Annotated in this window: 20 protein-coding genes; 12 read left to right on the top strand and 8 right to left on the bottom strand. The window is 71.2% G+C overall.

Going from position 1 to position 20,236, the window contains the following annotated elements; all coding sequences use genetic code 11:
- The first annotated feature begins 63 nt into the window (after positions 1 to 63).
- From AC3WRT_RS08160 to AC3WRT_RS08125, 8 genes are all read left to right on the top strand, one after another.
- The gene (locus AC3WRT_RS08160) at positions 64 to 462 is read left to right on the top strand and encodes a universal stress protein (RefSeq protein ID WP_492720976.1); all 399 of its coding nucleotides are present in this window, start codon (positions 64 to 66) and stop codon (positions 460 to 462) included.
- A gap of 129 nt (positions 463 to 591) precedes the next feature.
- Positions 592 to 1,527: a lytic transglycosylase domain-containing protein gene (locus AC3WRT_RS08155; RefSeq protein WP_492720975.1), complete on the top strand. Its 936-nt coding sequence runs from the start codon at positions 592 to 594 to the stop codon at positions 1,525 to 1,527.
- Between the two features lie 134 nt (positions 1,528 to 1,661).
- Positions 1,662 to 3,386 (top strand): nitrite/sulfite reductase, encoded by a 1,725-nt coding sequence (locus AC3WRT_RS08150; protein WP_492720974.1) that lies wholly within the window; start codon positions 1,662 to 1,664, stop codon positions 3,384 to 3,386.
- Positions 3,383 to 4,132, top strand: a complete 750-nt coding sequence (locus tag AC3WRT_RS08145) for a phosphoadenylyl-sulfate reductase (protein ID WP_492720973.1) — start codon at positions 3,383 to 3,385, stop codon at positions 4,130 to 4,132. Before AC3WRT_RS08150 ends, AC3WRT_RS08145 begins: the two co-directional genes overlap by 4 nt.
- Positions 4,129 to 5,073, top strand: a complete 945-nt coding sequence (gene cysD / locus AC3WRT_RS08140; protein WP_492720972.1) for a sulfate adenylyltransferase subunit CysD — start codon at positions 4,129 to 4,131, stop codon at positions 5,071 to 5,073. Before AC3WRT_RS08145 ends, cysD begins: the two co-directional genes overlap by 4 nt.
- A 73-nt stretch (positions 5,074 to 5,146) precedes the next feature.
- The gene (locus AC3WRT_RS08135; RefSeq protein WP_492720971.1) at positions 5,147 to 6,463 is read left to right on the top strand and encodes a sulfate adenylyltransferase subunit 1; all 1,317 of its coding nucleotides are present in this window, start codon (positions 5,147 to 5,149) and stop codon (positions 6,461 to 6,463) included.
- A complete protein-coding gene (gene cobA, locus AC3WRT_RS08130; RefSeq protein ID WP_492720970.1) occupies positions 6,451 to 7,674 on the top strand; it encodes a uroporphyrinogen-III C-methyltransferase in 1,224 nt (407 codons plus the stop codon). The genes AC3WRT_RS08135 and cobA overlap by 13 nt, the downstream gene beginning before the upstream one ends.
- A 182-nt stretch (positions 7,675 to 7,856) precedes the next feature.
- Positions 7,857 to 8,030 carry a DUF8730 family Cys-rich protein gene (locus tag AC3WRT_RS08125; protein WP_492720969.1) on the top strand — a complete coding sequence of 58 codons (174 nt, stop codon included), beginning with the start codon at positions 7,857 to 7,859 and terminating at the stop codon, positions 8,028 to 8,030.
- Between the two features lie 13 nt (positions 8,031 to 8,043).
- Here the strand turns inward: AC3WRT_RS08125 and AC3WRT_RS08120 are convergent, their stop codons facing one another.
- Positions 8,044 to 8,598, bottom strand: coding sequence for a hypothetical protein (locus tag AC3WRT_RS08120; RefSeq protein WP_492720968.1), 555 nt, complete (start codon positions 8,596 to 8,598; stop codon positions 8,044 to 8,046).
- Between the two features lie 46 nt (positions 8,599 to 8,644).
- Between AC3WRT_RS08120 and AC3WRT_RS08115 the strand changes: the two genes are divergently transcribed.
- Entirely contained in the window at positions 8,645 to 11,677 is a 3,033-nt protein-coding gene (locus AC3WRT_RS08115) for an alpha-mannosidase (protein ID WP_492720967.1), read from the top strand.
- Positions 11,678 to 11,692: 15 nt separating this feature from the next.
- Here the strand turns inward: AC3WRT_RS08115 and AC3WRT_RS08110 are convergent, their stop codons facing one another.
- Both AC3WRT_RS08110 and AC3WRT_RS08105 read right to left on the bottom strand, forming a co-directional pair.
- Positions 11,693 to 12,247 (bottom strand): hypothetical protein, encoded by a 555-nt coding sequence (locus tag AC3WRT_RS08110; RefSeq protein WP_492720966.1) that lies wholly within the window; start codon positions 12,245 to 12,247, stop codon positions 11,693 to 11,695.
- Positions 12,248 to 12,415: 168 nt separating this feature from the next.
- On the bottom strand, positions 12,416 to 13,099 hold the full coding sequence (locus tag AC3WRT_RS08105) for a response regulator (protein ID WP_492720965.1): 684 nt from the start codon (positions 13,097 to 13,099) through the stop codon (positions 12,416 to 12,418).
- A gap of 162 nt (positions 13,100 to 13,261) precedes the next feature.
- Here AC3WRT_RS08105 and AC3WRT_RS08100 point away from each other — a divergent pair, with 162 nt between their 5' ends.
- Entirely contained in the window at positions 13,262 to 14,221 is a 960-nt protein-coding gene (locus AC3WRT_RS08100; protein ID WP_492720964.1) for a hypothetical protein, read from the top strand.
- Between the two features lie 157 nt (positions 14,222 to 14,378).
- Here the strand turns inward: AC3WRT_RS08100 and AC3WRT_RS08095 are convergent, their stop codons facing one another.
- On the bottom strand, positions 14,379 to 15,662 hold the full coding sequence (locus AC3WRT_RS08095) for an MFS transporter (protein ID WP_492720963.1): 1,284 nt from the start codon (positions 15,660 to 15,662) through the stop codon (positions 14,379 to 14,381).
- Between the two features lie 24 nt (positions 15,663 to 15,686).
- Positions 15,687 to 16,910, bottom strand: coding sequence for an acetylornithine deacetylase (gene argE / locus AC3WRT_RS08090; protein WP_492720962.1), 1,224 nt, complete (start codon positions 16,908 to 16,910; stop codon positions 15,687 to 15,689).
- 72 nt (positions 16,911 to 16,982) lie between these two features.
- On the opposite strand from argE, the gene AC3WRT_RS08085 reads away from it, so the two are divergent.
- Complete coding sequence (locus AC3WRT_RS08085) at positions 16,983 to 18,101, top strand: Lrp/AsnC family transcriptional regulator (RefSeq protein ID WP_492720961.1); 1,119 nt, start codon at positions 16,983 to 16,985, stop codon at positions 18,099 to 18,101.
- A gap of 46 nt (positions 18,102 to 18,147) precedes the next feature.
- Positions 18,148 to 18,510: a cupin domain-containing protein gene (locus AC3WRT_RS08080; RefSeq protein WP_492720960.1), complete on the top strand. Its 363-nt coding sequence runs from the start codon at positions 18,148 to 18,150 to the stop codon at positions 18,508 to 18,510.
- Positions 18,511 to 18,546: 36 nt separating this feature from the next.
- Here AC3WRT_RS08080 and AC3WRT_RS08075 read toward each other — a convergent pair whose 3' ends face one another.
- The 3 genes from AC3WRT_RS08075 to AC3WRT_RS08065 form a co-directional block, all read right to left on the bottom strand.
- On the bottom strand, positions 18,547 to 19,380 hold the full coding sequence (locus tag AC3WRT_RS08075; RefSeq protein ID WP_492720959.1) for a M55 family metallopeptidase: 834 nt from the start codon (positions 19,378 to 19,380) through the stop codon (positions 18,547 to 18,549).
- Complete coding sequence (locus AC3WRT_RS08070) at positions 19,377 to 19,637, bottom strand: pyridoxamine 5'-phosphate oxidase family protein (protein ID WP_492720958.1); 261 nt, start codon at positions 19,635 to 19,637, stop codon at positions 19,377 to 19,379. The genes AC3WRT_RS08075 and AC3WRT_RS08070 overlap by 4 nt, the downstream gene beginning before the upstream one ends.
- 94 nt (positions 19,638 to 19,731) lie before the next feature.
- Entirely contained in the window at positions 19,732 to 20,166 is a 435-nt protein-coding gene (locus AC3WRT_RS08065) for a hypothetical protein (RefSeq protein ID WP_492720957.1), read from the bottom strand.
- Positions 20,167 to 20,236 lie beyond the last annotated feature (70 nt).

Here is a 20,236-nt window from a genome sequence, read left to right as displayed (position 1 = left end):
ATCCTCGCCGAGCGGGGCCGCCTCCCCGGTGGCCCCGCTCGGGAGCCAGCCCGTAGGAGAAGCATGTTCGCCAGGATCGTCGTCGGCTACATCCCGACCCCCGAGGGCGTTGCTGCCCTCGATGCCGCCATCGGGCTTGCCCAGGAGGGCCGGTCGCATCTCACCGTCGTCAACACCGGCCGCGACGGCAACTACGCCGATGCCACCTTCGCCACCGCCGAGGACATCGACACGATCGACCTGCAGCTGGCGGACGCGGACATCGCCCACCAGGTGCGCCAGCCCACGACCGGCCGCTCAGCGGCGGACGAGATCCTCGCCACGGCAGACGAGGTCGACGCGGACCTGGTCGTCATCGGGGTCCGCCGGCGCTCCCCCGTCGGCAAGCTGGTCGCCGGCAGCACGTCGCAGCAGGTCCTGCTCGACGCGCCGTGCGCCGTCCTGGCCGTGAAGGCCCACTGACCGACGCCCGCGACATCAGGGCAGAATGGTCACCCTCCCAGCGGTTGTCGGTGTTCGTCGCCGGGGCGGGGGTTTCCACGCTGTACTGGTGAGCAGGAGCGGCCTGGTGCCGCCGGGGGAGGGGCGGACATGGCACGCCGGAGGGAGCGACGGCTGACCGCCGCGGTGGCCGCGGCACTGTCGCTCGCCGCTGCCGCCGTGGTCGGCGCAGCGGCGCCGTCAGCCTTTGCCGACAGTGCGCCTCCGGTGCCGACGCCGACGCCCGCGCCGCTGCTGCCGCCGTTGGTTCCGGGAGCGCCGGGTCCGTCGACCATGTCGCCGGCACCCGCCAGCCCCGGATTCGGGTCGGTGACCGGCGACCTCGTGCTCCCGTTCTTCGACGAGATACGCGTCGCGGCGGTCCTGTCCGTCGAGGGGGCGAGCCCGCCCTCGGCGGCTTCGCTCGAGCCGGGAGGCGGGTCGAGCAGCGACCCCACGCCGTGGCAGCCCAAGGCGCCCATCCAGGTCCCCACTGCCGTCCGGGTGCCGTCGAAGACCACCGGCACGAGGGCCGCGCAGAGCAAGGACGAGATCATCTGGGCTGCCTACGCCTCCGCAGCCGAGCGCGAGGGCCGCTGCAAGCTGCCGGTCATGCTGCTGGCCGCCATCGGGGAGGTGGAGTCGTCCTCGCTACGTGGGCGACGGCTGGACACGGCGCACGACGCCGTCCCTCCGGTCATCGGGCCCGCGCTCACGGGTGGCTCGTTCGCGGCGATACGGGACACCGACCGGGGCCGCTGGGACGGCGACTCTGTCTGGGACCACGCCGTGGGCCCGATGCAGTTCATCCCTGCCACGTGGCGCCTCTGGGGTGCTGACGGCAACGGCGACGGCGTCAACGACCCGCAGAACATCGAGGATGCCGCGCTCGCGGCGGCGAACTACCTCTGCGCCGGTGTCGGGGACCTGTCGCGACCGGCGGACTTGCGTGCGTCGATCCTGTCCTACAACCACTCGCAGCGGTACCTCGCGACGGTGCTCGGTATCGTCGAGGCCGTCGACTCCGGCCAGCTGGCCGGGCCCTGACGAGCGGCCCGCTGCGCACGGCATACGCAAGCGGTCGATCGGGTCGAGGTGGCCTTTCCCACTCGTCCGGTGGGAAAGGGCCGCACTCTGGACCTGGGTGGGTCCGGATAATCGGCAGTTATACATTCGATTACATGACCGTCACCGACTCCTCGACCGGGACCACCCGCCCGAGCACGCGACCGCCCCGCGCCGGCCGTTCCAACGGGCAGTGGAAGGTCGACGGCCCCGAGCCGCTGAACGGCAACGAGACCTGGAAGCTCGAGGACAACGGGCTCAACGTGCGCGAGCGCATCGAGCAGATCTACTCCCGCGACGGCTTCGACTCCATCCCGACGCACGACCTCTCGGGCCGTTTCCGCTGGTGGGGCCTCTACACCCAGCGCCGTCCGGGGATCGACGGCGGGCGCACGGCCCAGCTGAGCGACGACGAGCTGAGCGACCGCTACTTCATGCTCCGGGTCCGCAGCGACGGCCAGGCCCTGACGCCCGGGCGCCTGCGCGTCCTCGGCGGCATCTCCACCGACTTCGCCCGCGACAGCGCCGACATCACGGACCGGCAGAACCTCCAGTACCACTGGGTGCGCATCGAGGACGTGCCTGAGATCTGGCGGCGTCTGGAGTCGGTCGGCCTGCAGACGACGGAGGCGTGCGGTGACACCCCGCGCGGCTTCCTCGGCAGCCCCGTGGCCGGCGTCGCGGCGGACGAGATCATCGACCCGACGCCCGTCATCGCCCGGATCACCGAGAAGTACCTCGGCGACCTCGACCTGTCCAACCTGCCCCGCAAGTTCAAGACCGCCATCACCGGGCACCCGAGCCTCGATGTCGTCCACGAGATCAACGACATCTCGCTCGTCGGGGTCATCCACCCCGAGCTCGGCCCCGGCTACGACCTCTGGGTCGGCGGCGGCCTGTCGACCTCCCCGCGCCTGGCAGAGCGCCTCGGCGTCTTCGTCTCCGAGGACGACGCCGTCGACGTGTGGCACGGGGTCATCTCGATCTTCCGCGACTACGGCTACCGCCGGCTGCGCAACAAGGCGCGCCTGAAGTTCCTGCTCGCGGAGTGGGGTCCGGCAAAGTTCCGCGAGGTGCTCGAGACGGAGTACCTCGGACGCCCGCTGCCCGACGGTCCGCCGCCCGCACCGGCCACCGGCCCCGGTGACCACGTCGGCGTGCACCGGCAGAAGGACGGCGACTACTACGTCGGAGCCGCTCCGACGGTGGGCCGCATCAGCGGCACCCTGCTGACCCGCCTCGCCGACCTCGTCGAGTCCCATGGAGCGACCGCGGTGCGGCTCACCGCCCACCAGAAGCTCGTGATCCTCGGGGTGCCCGCCGCCCGCGTCGACGACTTCGTCGCGGGGCTCGAGGGGCTGGGGCTCACGGCGAAGCCCAGCCCCTTCCGCCGCACGACGATGGCCTGCACCGGCATCGAGTACTGCAAGCTCGCCATCGTCGAGACGAAGCAGACGGCCACCGACGCCATCGCCGAGCTGGAGCAGCGGCTGGCCGACCTCGTCGAGGACGGCTCGCTCGATGCCCCGATCCTGCTCAACATCAACGGCTGCCCGAACTCGTGCGCCCGCATCCAGACCGCGGACATCGGGCTCAAGGGCCAGCTCGTCACCATCGACGGCGAGCAGGTGCCGGGCTTCCAGGTGCACCTCGGTGGCGGCCTGGCGTCCGCCGACCGTGACGAGGCCGGCCTCGGGCGCACCGTCCGCGGCCTCAAGGTGGCGGTCGACGGCCTACCCGACTACGTCGAGCGCGTCGTGCGCCGTTTCGTCGCCGAGCGCGAAGACGGCGAGACCTTCTCCCAGTGGACTGCCCGAGCAGAGGAAGGAGCGCTGGTATGACGACCGTGTCCCTCGCCACCCCCCAGGTGCCGCGCAAGCGGCGATCCGAGGCCGAGCTCAAGGCCATCGTCGACGACTTCAACGCGACGCTCGCCGCCGACCCGGAGCGCGAGCCGACCGCCGACGAGGTCGCGGCCTGGGCGGCCTTCCACTTCGACGGCAGCCTCGCGGTGGCCTGCTCGATGGCGGATGCCGTTCTACCGCATGTCGTCTCGCGCTTCGCGCCTGGGGTCGACGTCCTCTTCCTCGACACCGGCTACCACTTCTCCGACACGATGGTGACCCGCGACATCGTCGCCGAGGAGCTGCCGATCACCGTCGTCGACGTCCTCCCGGAGCTCACCGTCGCCGAGCAGGACGAGAAGTACGGCGCCCGCCTCTACGAGCGTGACCCGGCCCTGTGCTGCCAGATGCGCAAGGTCGAGCCGCTTGCCCGCACCCTCCCGCTCTACGAGGCGTGGGTGACCGGCGTGCGCCGCGAGGAGGGCCCTAGCCGCGCCGACACGCCGCTCGTGACGTGGGACGCCAAGAACGGCCTCGTCAAGATCAACCCTCTGGCGGCGTGGACCTTCGACGAGCTGCTTGCGTATGCCGCCGAGCACCGGGTCGAGGTCAACTCCCTTCTCTCCGACGGCTACCCGTCCATCGGGTGCGAGCCGTGCACGCGCCGGGTCGAGCCCGGCGAGGACCCTCGCGCCGGCCGCTGGGCCGGCTTCGCCAAGACCGAGTGCGGACTCCACACATGACGACGACCCTGCAGCCCCAGACCACAGCGACGGACGCAGCGGACGAGCGGCGCCTGACGCACCTCGACGCGCTCGAGGCAGAGTCGATCCTCGTCATCCGTGAGATGGCCGGCGAGCTCGAGCGGCCCGCCCTGCTCTTCAGCGGCGGCAAGGACTCCGTCGTCATGCTGCACCTCGCGGCAAAGGCCTTCTGGCCGGCGCCGATCCCCTTCCCGGTGCTGCACGTCGACACGGGTCACAACTTCCCGGAGGTCCTCGCCTACCGCGACGAGACCGTCGAGCGGCTCAGCCTGCGGCTCGTCGTCGCAAGCGTGCAGGACTACATCGACGACGGCCGGCTGCGCGAGCGGGCCGACGGCACCCGCAACCCGCTGCAGACCGTGCCGCTGCTCGACGCCATCAACGAGCACCGCTTCGACGGGGTCTTCGGCGGCGGCCGGCGCGACGAGGAGAAGGCGCGCGCCAAGGAGCGGATTGTCTCGCTCCGTGACGAGTTCGGCCAGTGGGACCCCAAGAACCAGCGCCCCGAGCTGTGGAACCTCTTCAACCCCAGGCACCGCCCCGGCGAGCACGTTCGCGTGTTCCCGATCAGCAACTGGACCGAGGTCGACATCTGGCGCTACATCGAGCGCGAGGACATCCCGCTCGCACCGCTCTACTACGCCCATGAGCGCGAGGTCTTCCGCCGCGACGGCATGTGGCTCGCGGTCGGGCCGGTGAGCCGGCCGCGCGACGACGAGTCCGTCGAGCGGCGCCTGGTGCGCTACCGGACCGTCGGTGACATGTCGTGCACCGGCGCCGTCGAGTCCGCGGCCCGCACCAACGCCGACATCGTCCTCGAGGTCGCTGCCTCGACCCTGACCGAGCGCGGCGCCACGCGCGCCGACGACCGGATCTCCGAGGCCGCCATGGAGGACCGCAAGAAGGAGGGCTACTTCTGAGCTCCCCACGAAGCTCTCCGCTCGTCCCTCGCTCCGATACTTCGCGGGGGCCCCAAGACAAGGACACCCTGAGATGAGCACCCTGTTGCGGCTCGCGACCGCAGGCTCCGTCGACGACGGCAAGTCGACCCTCGTCGGCCGCCTGCTCCACGACACGAAGTCGGTCCTCTCCGACCAGCTCGCCGCCGTCGAGCGCGTCAGTCGTGACCGCGGCCTGACCGCCGCCGACCTGGCCCTGCTCACCGACGGTCTGCGCGCCGAGCGCGAGCAGGGCATCACCATCGACGTCGCCTACCGCTACTTCGCGACCGCCAACCGCTCGTTCGTCCTCGCCGACTGCCCCGGCCACGTGCAGTACACCCGCAACACCGTCACCGGGTCGTCCACCGCGGACGTCGTCGTGCTGCTCGTCGACGCCCGCAAGGGAGTCCTCGAGCAGACCCGGCGCCACCTCGCAGTCACGGCGCTCCTGCGCGTGCCGCACGTCGTCGTCGCCGTCAACAAGATCGACCTCGTCGACTTCTCGCAGGAGGTCTACGCCCGTGTCGAGGCCGAGGTGCAGGCCGTCGCCCGCGAGCTCGGCGTCGTCGACGCCATCGCGGTCCCGGTCAGCGCCCTCGACGGCGACAACATCGCGGAGCGTTCGGCGCGCACCCCGTGGTACTCCGGCCCCAGCCTGCTCGAGCTGCTCGAGGCGCTTCCGCCGTCCGACGACCCGGCTCACGAGTCCTTCCGGATGCCGGTGCAGCTCGTCATCCGCCCGCAGGGCGCAGCGCGCGACGAGGCCCACCGCGACTACCGGGGGTATGCCGGCCAGGTGGCCTCGGGTGTCGTGCGCGTCGGTGACGAGGTGGTGGCCCTCCCCTCGGGTCGCCGCACGACCGTCGCGGGCATCGACCTCGGCGAGCGTCAGCTTCAGGAGGCCTTCGCGCCCCAGTCGGTGACCCTGCGCCTGGCCGACGAGATCGACATCTCGCGCGGTGACGTCATCGCCGCCGCTGCCGACGCCCCCGAACCGACGCAGGACATCAAGGCCGTCGTCTGCTGGCTGGGCGACGCGCCGCTGCGGCCCGGCCAGCGCCTCCTGCTCAAGCACGGGTCGCGAACGGTTCAGACGGCGGTTCGCTCACTCGACGGCGCCCTCGACCTCGACGACCTCCGCACGGCTGCGTCGGAAGCCCTGTCCCTCAACGACATCGGCCTCGTGACTCTGCGACTGGCAGGTCCCGTCCCGGTCGAGAACTACTCGACCTCGCGACGCGGCGGCTCGTTCCTGCTCATCGACGCCCACGACGGGCGCACGGTTGCTGCCGGCATGGTCGGTGCGACCCTCCCCTCGGCGGCCCCGGCCCCGACCGAGCCCGAAGGCGACGAGGCATGGGACATCTGAAGCCCGCGCTGCCGGTCGTGCTCGACCTGACCAGCCGTCTCGTCGTCGCGGTCGGTGGCGGGCCGGTGTCCGCGCGCCGGGTCCGGGCCTTCCTCGACGAAGGCGCGGTGGTGCGGGTCGTCTCGCCGTGGCTCTGCGAGGACCTCCGCGACCTCGCTGTGGCCGGACGCGTCGACTGGGTCGGGCGCGACTACGCCGGCCCCGCCGACCTCGACGGCGCGTGGTTCGCCCACACCGCGACGGGCGAGCCGTCCGTCGACCGCGAGGTCGCCGCCGACGCCGAGGCCCTGCGCGTCTGGTGCGTCGACGCGACCGGCGCGGCCGGGACCACCGCCAGCGTCGCCGCCCGTGCCGACGTGACCACCCCGGACGGCCGCGTCACCGTCGCCGCGTATGCCGCGGGCGACCCCGGTCTGGCCGTGACGGTCCGCGACGGGGTGGAGCGGGCGCTCGTCTCGGGCGCGCTGGATCTGCGCCGAACGCGCACTCACGGCCGGCGCGGCTGGGTCGCCCTTGTCGGCGGCGGCCCGGGCACCGACGGCCTGCTGACGGCCCGGGGCCACGAACTGCTCGCCTCGGCGGACGTCGTCGTCGTCGACCGGCTCGCCCCTCGGGCCGTCGTCGACCGGCTACCCGCATCGGTGCGCGTCATCGACGTCGGCAAGACGCCGGGCAACCACCCGGTGCCGCAGTCGCGGATCAACGACCTCCTCGTGGAGGAGGCGCAGCGTGGACTCGGCGTCGTACGTCTCAAGGGAGGCGACCCGTACGTGCTCGGGCGCGGCGGCGAGGAGCGCGACGCGTGCGAGGCACACGGCATACCCGTGGAGGTGGTGCCCGGCGTGACCAGCGCGGTGAGCGTGCCCGCGGCAGCCGGCATACCGGTGACCCATCGCGGGGTGGCGCGCGGCTTCACGGTCGTCACCGGGCACGAGGACATCCCGGTGCTGCCGACCGGCGGCGACCACACCCTGGTGCTACTGATGGGCGTCACCCAGCTGGCTCGCACGACAGAGCTGCTCGTCGAGCACGGCCGGTCGGCGGACTGCCCCGTCGCGGTCGTCGAGCGCGGCTTCGCGCCCGAGCAGCGCACGACTGTCGGAACCGTCGACACCATCGCCGAGCTCGCCCGCGCCCGTGGTGTGCAGGCGCCGGCCGTCGTCGTCGTGGGCGATGTCGTGCGCCTGGGCCCCGACTGGCGCGAACGCTGACCGACCGCCTCCAGCGCGATCACGGCCCCACCCCAGTCGAATGAGCAGCGTTCGTCCGGCGGACGAACTGCTCATGCGATCAGCACTTGTGCCGATTGACGGTTGGCGCGTCCCGTGACCACCGACTATCGTGGTCGCCAACGCATACCCCCTGGGGTAAAAGACGATGAAGGAGAGCGTCCATGTGCCGAGCGGTCACCTGCAGGACCTGCGGCAGGACGACGTGGGCCGGTTGCGGCCGGCACGTCGACCAGGTCATGCGCAACGTGCCCGCGGGCCAGCGCTGTCCGGGCCACGAGCAGCAGGCGAAGGCTCAGGGCTCGGGCTTCCTCGGCCGCTTCCTGGGCCGCGCCTGACGCGCCTCGTCGGTCAGCTGAGGGCGGCGGCCTGGGCCTCGACGACCTGGACCAGCTGCGGCCACCGCACCGCCTCCGAACGACCCCCCAGCGCAGCCACGATGACCGTGCTGCCGACCACGCACCACAACGTCAGGGTGCGTGAGTGCTCGCCGTCGAGGACGAACGGCTGCTCCGCCGCCTCGACGTGGGCTGTGCCGGCCACCTCAGGTGGTGTGACGGCCCGCAGCTCGCCGACGTCGGAGAGTCCCCTGCTCTGCGGCATGGTCCGCGGCAGGGCCCGCAGCTCCGCCAACGCGGCGCGCGCGTCGTCAGCAGACGCGAACGGGATGACCTGGATGAACAGGTCGGCGCGGCCGAGCTCCTGGTAGCCACGCACGCTCGTGACCGAGCGCATCGCCCGGGCCCGGGTGATCGCCCCGGTCGTGCTGCCGCTCGCCCCGGTGCGGTAGGTCCGGCCGCCACGCGCCGTCCACGGTCCGCCGGGCAGGTCACCGGCGGACAGGCAGGCGTTGCGCGAGCCGAACGACTTGACCTGCGCCAGCATGAGGCGTCCGATACTCGTCACGCAGTCACGATATGCCGACGACGGCCGCACTCCCGAGAGGCAAGTCATGCACGACGACACCCCCTTGACCGTGGGGCGTGTGACCCGCGTCCTCAGTGAGCGCATCCTCCCGGCGGTGCACGCCGAGTCGGTGCCGCTCACGGTCGAGTGGCACGAGCTGCCCGGCGAGCCGATCGAGCCGGCCGAGGGTCTCGCGCTCGACTACGCGCCCTACGAGGTGGGTACGCCGTGGGGCGCGGCCTGGGGGACGACGTGGTTCCGCCTCGCCGGCCGTGTCCCCGCGGAGTGGGCCGGCCGCCGCGTCGAGGTGGTGGCCGACCTCGGCTTCGACCCCGGCATGACCGGCTTCCAGTGCGAGGGCCTCGTCTACCGGGCCGATGGCACGCCGGTGAAGTCGCTCAACCCACGCAACCAGTGGGTGCTCGTCGCCGACGAGGCCGAGGCAGGCCAGGCCGTCGAGCTCTACGTCGAGGCCGCCTCCAACCCGGTGCTGATGGATCGCCACCCCTTCCGGCCGACGCAGCAGGGCGACATCGTCACCAGCTCGTCCCAGCGCCTCTACGCGACCCGCCGCCTCGAGCTCGCGGTCTTCGAGCAGGACGTCTTCGAGCTGGCCCTCGACGTCGAGGTGCTCCTCGAGCTGCAGGCCGAGCTGCCCGACGGGCCGCGCCGAATGCAGGTGCTCCAGGCGCTCGACGAGGCCATGGACCGCCTCGACCTCCAGCACATCGCCGAGACGGCAGCCGACGCGCGGGCCGCGCTCGTCGACGTGCTCACCCGTCCTGCCGAGGCGAGTGCGCACGAGATCTCGGCTGTCGGGCACGCCCACATCGACTCGGCCTGGCTCTGGCCGGTGCGCGAGACGATCCGCAAGGTCGCCCGCACGACGTCGTCGATGACGACCCTCATCGACGAGACCGACGACTTCGTCTACGGCATGTCGAGCGCGCAGCAGTACGCCTGGATCCAGGAGCACCGGCCCGAGGTGTGGGAACGGGTCAAGGCCGCCGTCGAGCCCGGACGCTTCCTCCCGCTCGGCGGAATGTGGGTCGAGAGCGACACCGTCATGCCGTCCGGTGAGTCGCTCGTGCGCCAGTTCCTCTACGGCCAGCGCTTCTTCGAGACCGAGCTCGGCATCCGGTGTCGCGGCGTCTGGCTGCCCGACAGCTTCGGCTACTCCCCGGCGCTGCCGCAGCTGATGCGCCGGGCCGGCTTCGACTGGTTCTTCACCCAGAAGATCTCGTGGAACCAGATCAACACGTTCCCGCACCACACCTTCCTCTGGGAGGGCATCGACGGCTCCCGCGTTTTCAGCCACTTCCCGCCGATGGACACCTACAACTCGCAGCTCTCCGGCATGGAGGTCGCCAGGGCGTCGCGCCAGTTCCGCGAGAACCGCGTCGCCACCGGCTCCATCGCCCCGGTCGGGTGGGGTGACGGCGGCGGCGGCACGACCCGCGAGATGACCGGCAAGGCAAGCCGGCTCGCCGACCTCGAGGGCAGCGCGACCGTGCGCTGGGAGCACCCCGACGCGTTCTTCGACCGCGCCATGGAGCAGCTGCCGCACCCTCCCGTGTGGGTCGGCGAGCTCTACCTCGAGCTGCACCGCGCCACCCTGACGTCCCAGCACCAGACCAAGCAGGGCAACCGGCGCACCGAGCACCTGCTCGTCGAGGCGGAGCTGTGGGCGGCCACGGCCGCGGTCAGGACGGGGACGGCATACCCCCACGACGAGCTCGACGCGCTGTGGAAGCAGGTCCTGCTCCAGCAGTTCCACGACATCCTCCCCGGCACGTCGATCGCGTGGGTGCACCGCGAGGCGGTCGAGCAGTACGCCCGCGTCACCGAGGCCGCGGAGGCCATCGTCGCGGGCTCGCTCGCCGCGCTCGTCGGCGAAGGCGACGTCACTGTCGAGGCCAACGCCGCGCCCTTCGAGCGTGCCGGGGTGCCCGCGGGCGGTGCGGTCGTGCGCGAGCCCGACGCCACGGCGCCGAGGGCGTATGCCGTGTCGCTGAGCGAGCGCGACGGCGGGTGGGTGCTCGAGAACGGCGTCGTCACCGTCACGGTGTCGGCGGAGGGGCTCGTCACGTCCGCCGTCGACCTCGCCACGGGACGTGACGCGATCGCGCCCGGGCACGCGGGCAACCTGCTCCAGCTGCACCAGGACCTCCCGAACATGTGGGACGCCTGGGACGTCGATCGTTACTACCGCAACCGGGTCAGCGATGTGCGCGACGTGAGCCGCCTGTCGGCGTGCGTCGACGACGGCGGTGTCGCCCGGGTGGTCGTCGAGCGGCGCATCTCCGCGGATTCCACTGTGCGCCAAGAGGTGTCGCTCGGGCCGGGCGCTCGCCTGCTCGAGATCGAGCAACAGACCGACTGGCACGAGACCGAGAAGTTCCTCAAGGTCGCCTTCCCGCTCGACGTGCGCGCCGAGCACGTGGCCGCCGAGACGCAGTTCGGCTTCCACCGGAGGGTCACGCACACCAACACCAGCTGGGAGGCGGCGAAGTTCGAGACCTCGATGCACCGCTTCGTGCTTGCCGAGGAGCGCGGCTTCGGCGTCGCACTCGTCAACGACTCGGTCTACGGCCACGACGTGACCCGCGACGTGTCGGGTGACGACGTCGTCACGACCCTGCGCCTGTCGCTGCTGCGCGCGCCGCGCTTCCCCGATCCCGAGACCGACCAGGGGATCCAGAGGCACCGCTACGGCCTCGTCGTCGGGGCGGACGCCGAGGTCGCCACGCGTGAGGGTGTGCTCATGGGCACACCGGCGCGGGTCGTCACCGGGGCACGCGGCATCGAGCCGCTCGTCACCGTGGCGGGTGAGGGCATCGTCGTCTCGAGCGTCAAGGAGGCGGCCGACCGCTCGGGCGACCTCGTCGTCCGGGTCTACGAGTCCCTCGGCGGTCGCGCGCGGGGAGCGCTGCACGTCGACCTTCCGGTCGCTTCGGTGACGTCGGCGTCGTTGCTCGAGGAGCCCCTCGACGACGGGGAGGTCACGCTCGTCGACGGAGCCGTGCTGCTCACGCTCAGCGCCTTCGAGGTGCGCACGCTCCGGATCGTCCGCGCCTGATCGCCTCGGTCCGGCTCACGGCACGAGACGCCAGATGGTCACACCGACGGTGAGAACGGCGAGGACCAGGGAGGCCCAGCCAAGGGGGGAGCGCCCTGCCCGGCCCCGACCGAGCAGGAGCAGCAGCGCCGCGAGCACCGACAGCACGGCCGCGACGACCGTCTCCTCCGCGCCGCGGTCGATGGTCCGGATGAGCATCGTGTTCGTGGCGCCGTTGCGCGTCAGGAAGCCGAGGATCCGGATGAGGAAGAAGAGCCACCAGCCGACGGTGATCCAGAAGAGGGCGACCCCGATCTGTCCGAGGAGCGGGTCGACTCCCTCGTCAACGGCAGCAGTCGGGGCGGACTGCCACATCGGCTGTGCGGCATACGGATTCGGCGGTCCCGGAGGCGGCGGTGAGGAGGCTCCGGTCGCCGGTGGTGCTGGCCACGCGGGGTCGGCAACGGGCAGCTCGCGGGTCGGATCGAAGACCGGGATGGCCTGGGTCGGCGCTGCGGGAACCGGCACCGTGAACTGCTTGTCAGGCTCCGTGGACCCGGTGGTCCCGCCTGACGCGGGAGCGTCGCTCATGTCCACAAACGTACCGTCCGGCGCGCCGAACGCTGCAGACGACGTTGCGCGCGTAGCCGACGCAACGCATACGCGCGCCTCCTGATCCGATGGCGATGTCGCCGACCCACCTCGGCGTCGCCCCCGGCGGCAGCCACGCGGCATCGGTCGTCGTCTTTCAGGTGCCACTCAACCGTCTGGATCGATGAGCTTCTGACGCACGGCATACATCGCTGCTTCCATGCGTGAGTGCATCTGCAGCTTCTCGAGGATGTTGCGGACGTGGTTGCGCACGGTGTTCTCGGAGATGACCAGCTCCTCGGCGATCTCGCGGTTGAGGCGACCACGCGCCACGAGCCGGAGGACCTCGAGCTCCCGTTCGGTCAGATGCGGCAGCTCGAGGCCGGACGGGGCCGGACGCGCCGAAGTCGCCTGACTGAGCTGGTTGAACTCGCGGAGAAGCTTGGTCGCCATCGTCGGCGACAGCAGGGACTCGCCGTGGAAGACGCCACGAATCCCCGCCGCGATCTCCTCGGTCGCGCCCTTGAGCAGGTAACCGTTCGCCCCGGCGCGCACTGCCTCGAAGAGGTCCGCCTCGTCGTCCGAGCTCGTGAGCACGAGGATCCGCGCCGAGGGGACCCGCTGCTTGATCATCCGGCAGGCGTCTATCCCGCCACGCTTGGGCATGCCGATGTCCATGACGACGACATCAGGGATCATCGCTTCCGCGCGGTCGACTGCCTGCAGCCCGTCGGCCGCCTCTCCGACGACGCCGATGCCATCCTCCAGGGCGAGGACCGTCTGCAGGCCCCGCCGGAAGAGCGCGTGGTCATCGACGATGAGCACGCGGATGACTTCGGAGGGTGGCTCCACCAGCTCATCGTGGCGTGTGTTGACCTTGGGCGCCATCAAGTGATGGTCTCGATGCCACACGCCGACGGCCGACCGGTCGCGGTTCGTGACAGGGAAGGTCCGTCGGTGTCGTCGACAGCTGCAGGCCCGAGGTGGACTGGTGGTCCGGATGGAGCTGATGCGATGGTCCGGCTCCGGACCCGCTTGTGGCCGATCCCGGTGCTGGCCTTCGTGGCCTGGTTCGTCGGTCTGGTGCCGTGGGTCGTGACCCGGTCCACCACCGGAACGTTCGGCACACCGTTCAACCCGCGCAACGACCTCCGGGAGGCGCTGTTGCCCTTCCACTACCAGCGTCTGCCTCTGCTGCTGGTGGTCACCGTCATGGCCGGTGCGCTCGCCGGCTCGGCGCCGTGGTGGTTCCGTGGCCGGCTCCGTCGTCGGTGGACTCTCGCCCTGCTGACGACGGTTGGTGCCGCCGCGGCCACCATCTGGGCGGTGCGGCAGACGCTCGGGCCACAGCCCGACCTCGGCGGGTGGGAGCGCGACGTCAACGTCGTGCAGCTCGCCTTCATCGCTTTCGCCGTCGCAACCTCGCTGCTCGGGCTGGTCCTCGGACTCGCCGTGTCACTCGGCGGACCGGTCCTGCGCACGGTGACCGCGTCGGTGCTCATCGTGGTCGGCGCCGACTGGCTCGGCCAGGTCATCGTCGCCGCAACGCGTGGCCCGGCGCTGTCGTGGCTGCCGCCGATGCTCAGCCTGCTCGCCGGCGCGGCGGTCGGTGTGCTGCTTGCCGTGCTGGGCGTCCGCCCGCGCTGGCGGTTGCTCGCCTGGCTGGGTGCGTCCCTGCTGGTCGTCCTGACCGCCGCGGCGTTGACGGCGTCCCGCTACGTCCTCGAGGGGCTGCGCGGGACGCCGATGCACGCGGACGCGGTTGCCGAGCTCGTCGTGGACGGTCTCGAGATCTTCTGGCGCTCGACGGCCTCCACTACGACCGCGCTCGTCCCGGCGTCACCGCTCACAGCCGTCCTCGTCGCGCTCGTCGTCGGGGCTGTCGGCGTGGCCCTCGTCGAGCGAGTGCGGGGCGCCCGAGCCGCACCTGCGAGCGTGGGAACGGTGGCTTCGACGACGTCCGGCCCGAGCTGACGGCTCGGCGCCGCTCGGTCATCGGCCGTGACCGCTCCGCTGCACGGATGGGGTTCCGGCGTCCGCGCACCCACGAGCGGAGACGGCTCTGACGGCTGGCTGTGGCGGGCCGAGGGCCGGCTCAGTCGTCCTGGTGGATCCCGGTCGCACCCGGAGGTCAGCGGGCGTCGAACCGCCGACGGGCCACCGTGAGACCGACGAGCGAGATGACCGCCACGACCATGTAGTAGATGCTGGGTGCGTTGAGCGACCCGGTGAGGCTGATGAGCCAGGTGAGCACGAGAGGCGCGATGCCGCCCATGACCGTGACGCCCACGTTGTACGCGACCGAGACGCCGGTGGCTCGCACGTCACTCGGGAAGAGGGTCGTCAGCAGGGCGGGCAGCGGGCCGAAGTAGAAGGCCATGATGACGCCCAGGATCCCGATGGCGATGACCAGGACCGGGACGGTCGGTGAGGCGATGACCACCGCGAACAGCGGCCAGGCGAGCACGAGCGCGCCGACGGCAGCCCACAGCATGACCCGCACCGGTCCCACACGATCGGCCAGCCGGCCGACGAGCGGGACGCCGACCATGGTGACAAGGCCCGCCACCACGCCGCCGAGGTAGGCGGCGCTCGCCGGGACGCCGAGGTTCTTCACGGCATACGTGGGCATGAAGAGGATGAGGTAGACCGAGATGGTGGCGACGCCGACGCAGGCCGAGCCGGTGAGCACGCGCCCGAGGTGCTCGGTGAGCGTGGCGCGGATCGGCGCCTCGTGCGGGGTGCTCTCGGTGAACTCCTTCGTCTCGGACAGGCGCGCCCGGATGTAGAGACCGACCGGGCCGATGAGGCAGCCGATGATGAACGGGATCCGCCAGCCCCAGGAGTAGAGGTCCTGCTTGGACAGCTGGTTGAACAGCACGTAGCCGAAGGCCGAGGCGAGGAACATGGAGATGCCCTGGGCCGCCACCTGCCACGAGGCGTAATACGCCTTGCGGTTCGGGGCCGTCTCGACGAGGAACGTCGTGGCGGAACCGAACTCGCCGCCGGCGGAGAAGCCTTGGACGAGTCGCGAGATGAGGATGATGATGCCTGCCCAGGCGCCCACCATGGCGTGCGTCGGCGCAGCGGCCATCAGGATGGTGCCCACCATCATGAGCAGAAGGGTGAGGGTCAGCGCCTTCTTGCGTCCGTGCCGGTCGCCGTAACCGCCGATCAGCATGCCGCCGAGCGGGCGGACGAGGTACGAGATGGCGAACGTCGCGAAGGTGAGGATCAGGCCGAGGGTCTGGTCGCCCTCGGGGAAGAAGTTCGCGGCGATGACGACGGCGAACGACGCGTAGACGATGATGTCGAACCACTCGAGCGCGGCGCCGATGGAGCTGCTGAGGACGGCCTTGCGGGCCTCGGCCAGGCGTTCGGGCGTCACCTCGGTCTGGGTGGCGGTGAGGGTCATGGTGCTCCTTCGGTCAGGCGGCGGTCAGCCGTGGAGGTGGGCGATGAGAGTGTCGAGCAGGGCGTCGCAGCGGTCGATCTGGTCGAGCTCGACGAACTCGTCCGGCGCGTGGGCCTGCGCGATGTCGCCGGGACCGCACACCACGGTGGGGATGCCGGCCCGCTGGAACAGTCCGGCCTCGGTGCCGTAGGCGACCTTCTCAGTGCTGGCGACGGCGCCCAGCCCGGTCACGAGCTCGATGACGTCGTCGTCCTCCGCGGTCTCGAGGCCGGGCGCCTGGGCCCCGATGGACACCTCGACCCGGGCGTCGGGGTTCTCCTCGCGCATCGCCTGCTCGATCCGGCGCGCCTCGGCGCGGAACGTCTCGATCGTGGCATCGACGTCGACCGCTGCGACCGCGCGGAACTCGAAGGTGACGACGCACTCGGCGGGGACCGTGTTGACCGCGATGCCGCCCTCGATCTGGTTCACGGTGGCCGTGGTGAACGGCACGTCGTAGTGCTCGTCGAACGGGCCGTCGGTGCGGAACCCGTCGGCGACGCCACGGACGAACTGGACGAGTTGGGCCGCATACTCGATCGCGTTGACACCAAAGGGAGTTCGCGAGGAGTGGGCTGCGACGCCGTGGAACGCGACTCGGATCAGCGTCAGCGCCTTGTGCCCGCGGATGACGCGCATGCTGGTGGGCTCGCCGACGATGCACGCTCGGGGCCGCAGGTCACGCCGGACCATCTCGTCCACGAGCGAGATGGCGCCGACGCAGCCGACCTCCTCGTCGTAGGAGAAGGCCAGGTGCACCGGCTCGCGCAGCGGTGTGCTGGCGAGCTGCGGCACCTTGGTCATGACGGACCCGATGAACGCCTTCATGTCGCACGTCCCCCGGCCGTAGAGGCGCCCGTCGCGGGTCTCGGGGACGAACGGTTCGCTCGACCACTCCTGCCCGTCGACCGGCACGACGTCGGTGTGCCCGGAGAGGACGATGCCACCGGTGGTCGTGCCGTCCGCGGCCGGGAAGGTGGCGAGCAGGTTGGCCTTGGTGCCGGTGTCGTCGTGGACGAGGACCGGCTCCACGCCGTGGGTCTGCAGCTCTGTGGCGACGAGGTCGATGAGCGGCAGGTTGCTCTCACGGCTCGTCGTGTCGAGCTCCAGCAGCCTCAGTGTCCAGTCGAGACCAGCCGGCTGGGCCGCAGGGCCGGGCTCGGTGCGGCTGGGCCGCGTCGTCTCACGGGTGGCGCCTTCGGGTGGCATGCATCGCTCCCTGGGTCGAGGTCGTCGTGGGTGGCTTTGAATTACCCATCGCAGTGGTCGAGGATGGCAGTCATGCCATCGGGAGCCGGTTTGACGCAGGATCACGCGACGAGTCGTGAGATTCCGCAGGGATCCGCCACGGTCGCGGACGAGCTCGACCTGGCGATCGTCAACTGCCTGCAGTTGCACCCGCGCGCCTCGTGGACGCTGGTGGGCGAGGCGCTGGGTGTCGACCCGGTGACGGTCGCCCGCAGGTGGCAGCGACTCGCCTCGGCCGGCATCGCCTGGGTGTCGGGACGGGCGACAGGCCAGGGCCGCCCCGAGTCGTGTCTCGCCGTGGTCGAGCTGAGCTGCAGCGCCGCCCAGACCCTCGCCATCGCCCAGCGCGTCACCGAGCTACCGCACGTCCTCAGCGTCGAGCACACGAGCGGGCCCCGTTCGCTGACCATCCTCGTGGAGGTGCGCGACCTCGCCTTCCTGTCGCGCTTCCTGCTCGAGTCGGTCGGGTCGATCCCGGGTGTCGTCGCGACCAGCAGCCACGCGGTGACGAAGGTCTACTCGATGGGCGACCACTGGCAGCTGCACGTCCTCGACCCCGCACAGCAGGCCGTGATGCTGCGGGCGCCGCGCCAGCGCCTGGACGGGCTCACGTCCGAGCAGACGGACCTCGGCCGCGGCTACGACGAGGTCGACCGGAGGGTGATCCTGCTGCTCGGCGAGGACGGACGTATGCCCGTGGCGAGGATCGCGGCCCGGGCTCATCTGAGCGAGAGCACGGTCCGCCGGCGCCTCGCCGACCTCGTCGGCAAGGGGCGGGTCACCCTGCGGTGCGACATCGCATTGCCCGACTCGGGGTGGCCCGTCATCAGCTGGCTCTGGGCGCACGCGGACGCCGGCGACATCGACGACGTCGCCATGACGCTGCGGCGCCTGCCCGGGATCCGGGTGTGCTGGCGCATCTCGGGCGGCCGGTCCAACCTCATGCTCGCGCTCACGACGCACTCGTTGCACGAGCTGTCGCTCGTCGAGGCCCGGCTGGCCGCCGAGGTGCCGCGGATGACGATCCAGGACCGGTCCATGGTCCTGAGGTCGATCAAGAGGATGGGTCGTGAGCTCGACCTGTCCGGTCGCAGCATTCGCGCGGTGCCGCTGGACATCTGGGCCGACACCGTCGGCCCGCAGCGGTCCTGAACCCCGCGACGCCTTCGGCGCGGCCCAGGCTTGGCAGACTGGTTCGATGAGCGATGACGTCGTGGACCTCGACAGCAAGTTCGCCCTCTTCTCGGAGCGGTGGTCGCCCAAGCGCGTGGCGCGCGTCAACGACTACGAGATCAAGCTCGTCAGGCTCGAGGGCGAGTTCGTCTGGCACACCCACGAGGACACCGACGAGCTGTTCCTGGTGGTCGAGGGGCAGCTGACCATCCAGCTGCGTGATCGCGACGTCGTCCTCGGACCGGGCCAGCTGTTCGTGGTGCCACGCGGGGTCGAGCACTGCCCGCGCGCGAACCACGAGGTGAAGGCCCTGCTCCTGGAGCCTGCCGGCGTCGTCAACACCGGAGACGCAGGCGGAGACCTCACCGCTGTCGTCGACGCGATCTGATCGACCTTCGCGGTATGCCGCGCGGCTCGGCGGCGGTCAGCGGCCTCCGGCCTGGCGGGTGATGTAGTTGACCGCGACGAAGGACCGGAAGGCCGCGAGCGCGTCGTCCGACTCGATGCGGATGGTCCGGGTGCCGACGCGCTCGGCGCCCTTGACCCAGCTGCCGACCTCCGCCATGTCGGCGGTCTGCACGTCGAGCTCGAGCCGCACCGGTCTGCCGAGCTGCGGTGGCGGGAGCCGGCCGTCGAGCGCCCGCCCGACGGCCTCGGCGGCCGCCTCCTCGATCCGCTGCCGAGCCACGCGCGGGTGCAGGCTCTTCGCGGCGAAGCGGGTGATCGAATGCTTGGTGGCGACCGTCGCGGCCTCCGGGGCGAAGGGCGCCGTCTCCCTGATCGTCACCTCGTCGCCGGTGACCAGGCCGATCGGCACCCCGAAGTGCGCGGCCACGAGGGCGTTGATGCCGCTCTCGCCGACAGCGGTGTCGCCGATCCGGGCCGCGGAGAACACCTCGGGGTTGTAGGTGTGCGACAGCGTCGACGACTCCCCGGAGATCGAACCGTGGTAGCCGACCAGGAAGACGACGTCGAAGGAGTCGTCGAGCCCCTCCATCATGTAGAGCGGCTTGTGCCTGCCCGAGATGTAGCTCGCGTCGTGGGCCAGCTCCTCCGGGTCGAGGTTGCGCATCTGCCCGTGCGAGTCGTTGACGACCACCTCCGTGGCGCCACCGCGCACGGCGCCCTCGATCGCCGCGTTCACCTCGCCCAGCGTGAGGGCGCACCCGGTGTCGTATGCCGCGCTCCCCTCCCGACACTGCGCCCAGTCGACGATCCCTGCAACGCCTTCGAAGTCGAACGACAGGTAGACCTTCACCGCATGCCCTTCAGCCGGCCCCAGGCGTGCCACCGGTCGATCTCCACCCAGGCGCTGACACGTGGGCGGTCGCGGACGGCATGTGCCTTGCCCGTGTAGTGCCGGGCGATCCGGTCGATGTCGTGCAGGTCGGAGTCGTCGAGGTACCAGGTCGGCACCGAGACCGGCTGCCCGTCCGGACGGACCGTGCTGATCGTCGCGTGCCAGGGCTTGGCGAGCTCCTCTGCGACGGCTGCCGGCACGGGTGGCTTGGGCACGGGGACTCCTCTGGTCGGGCTTCCCACCGTAGACCGCCGGCCGGGTGGTTCGAGTACGCGTGGCCAGGTGAGGATCACGCGGATCGTCCGCGCTTCAGCCGCCCGCGGTTGCGCCGTCCTGCAGGAGATCGACCAGATGTCGCGCCAACCGAGGCGCGACGACGTCGGCGGGGAGCCCGAGCAGGCCGTCGACCTCCTCGGCTTCGGTCGACCCCTGCATCCGTCGGAAGGTGTCGGAGAGGGACTGCCCTTCGAAGTCCACCTCACTGAGCAGGCCGTCTACGTCGAGGTGGACCCACAGGTCGACACACCCGCCGGGCTGGTTCCCGTGGGACTGCGGCAGGTAGGGATAGCGACGGCGGACAGCATCGTAGGAACCGCACCACACGAGCCCGACGGCCTCGGCAGGCAGTGAATCAGCTCCGTTCGCGCCCCGTGCGCGCACGGTCGGATCACGTTCCCAGGGGGTGCCGGCGACAGCCGCGTCCACGGCCACCTCCACTGCGGCCGCCATCGATCGCACGCTCATGTCGCTGAGTCTGCCCGACACGACGCGGGTGGTTGCCGCGATCCGCGGCGGTCACGAGTCCCAGGCGGGG

Source organism: Terrabacter sp. FW104-15G4B, from assembly GCF_058790095.1.
This window is presented reverse-complemented; position numbering and strand designations above follow the sequence as displayed.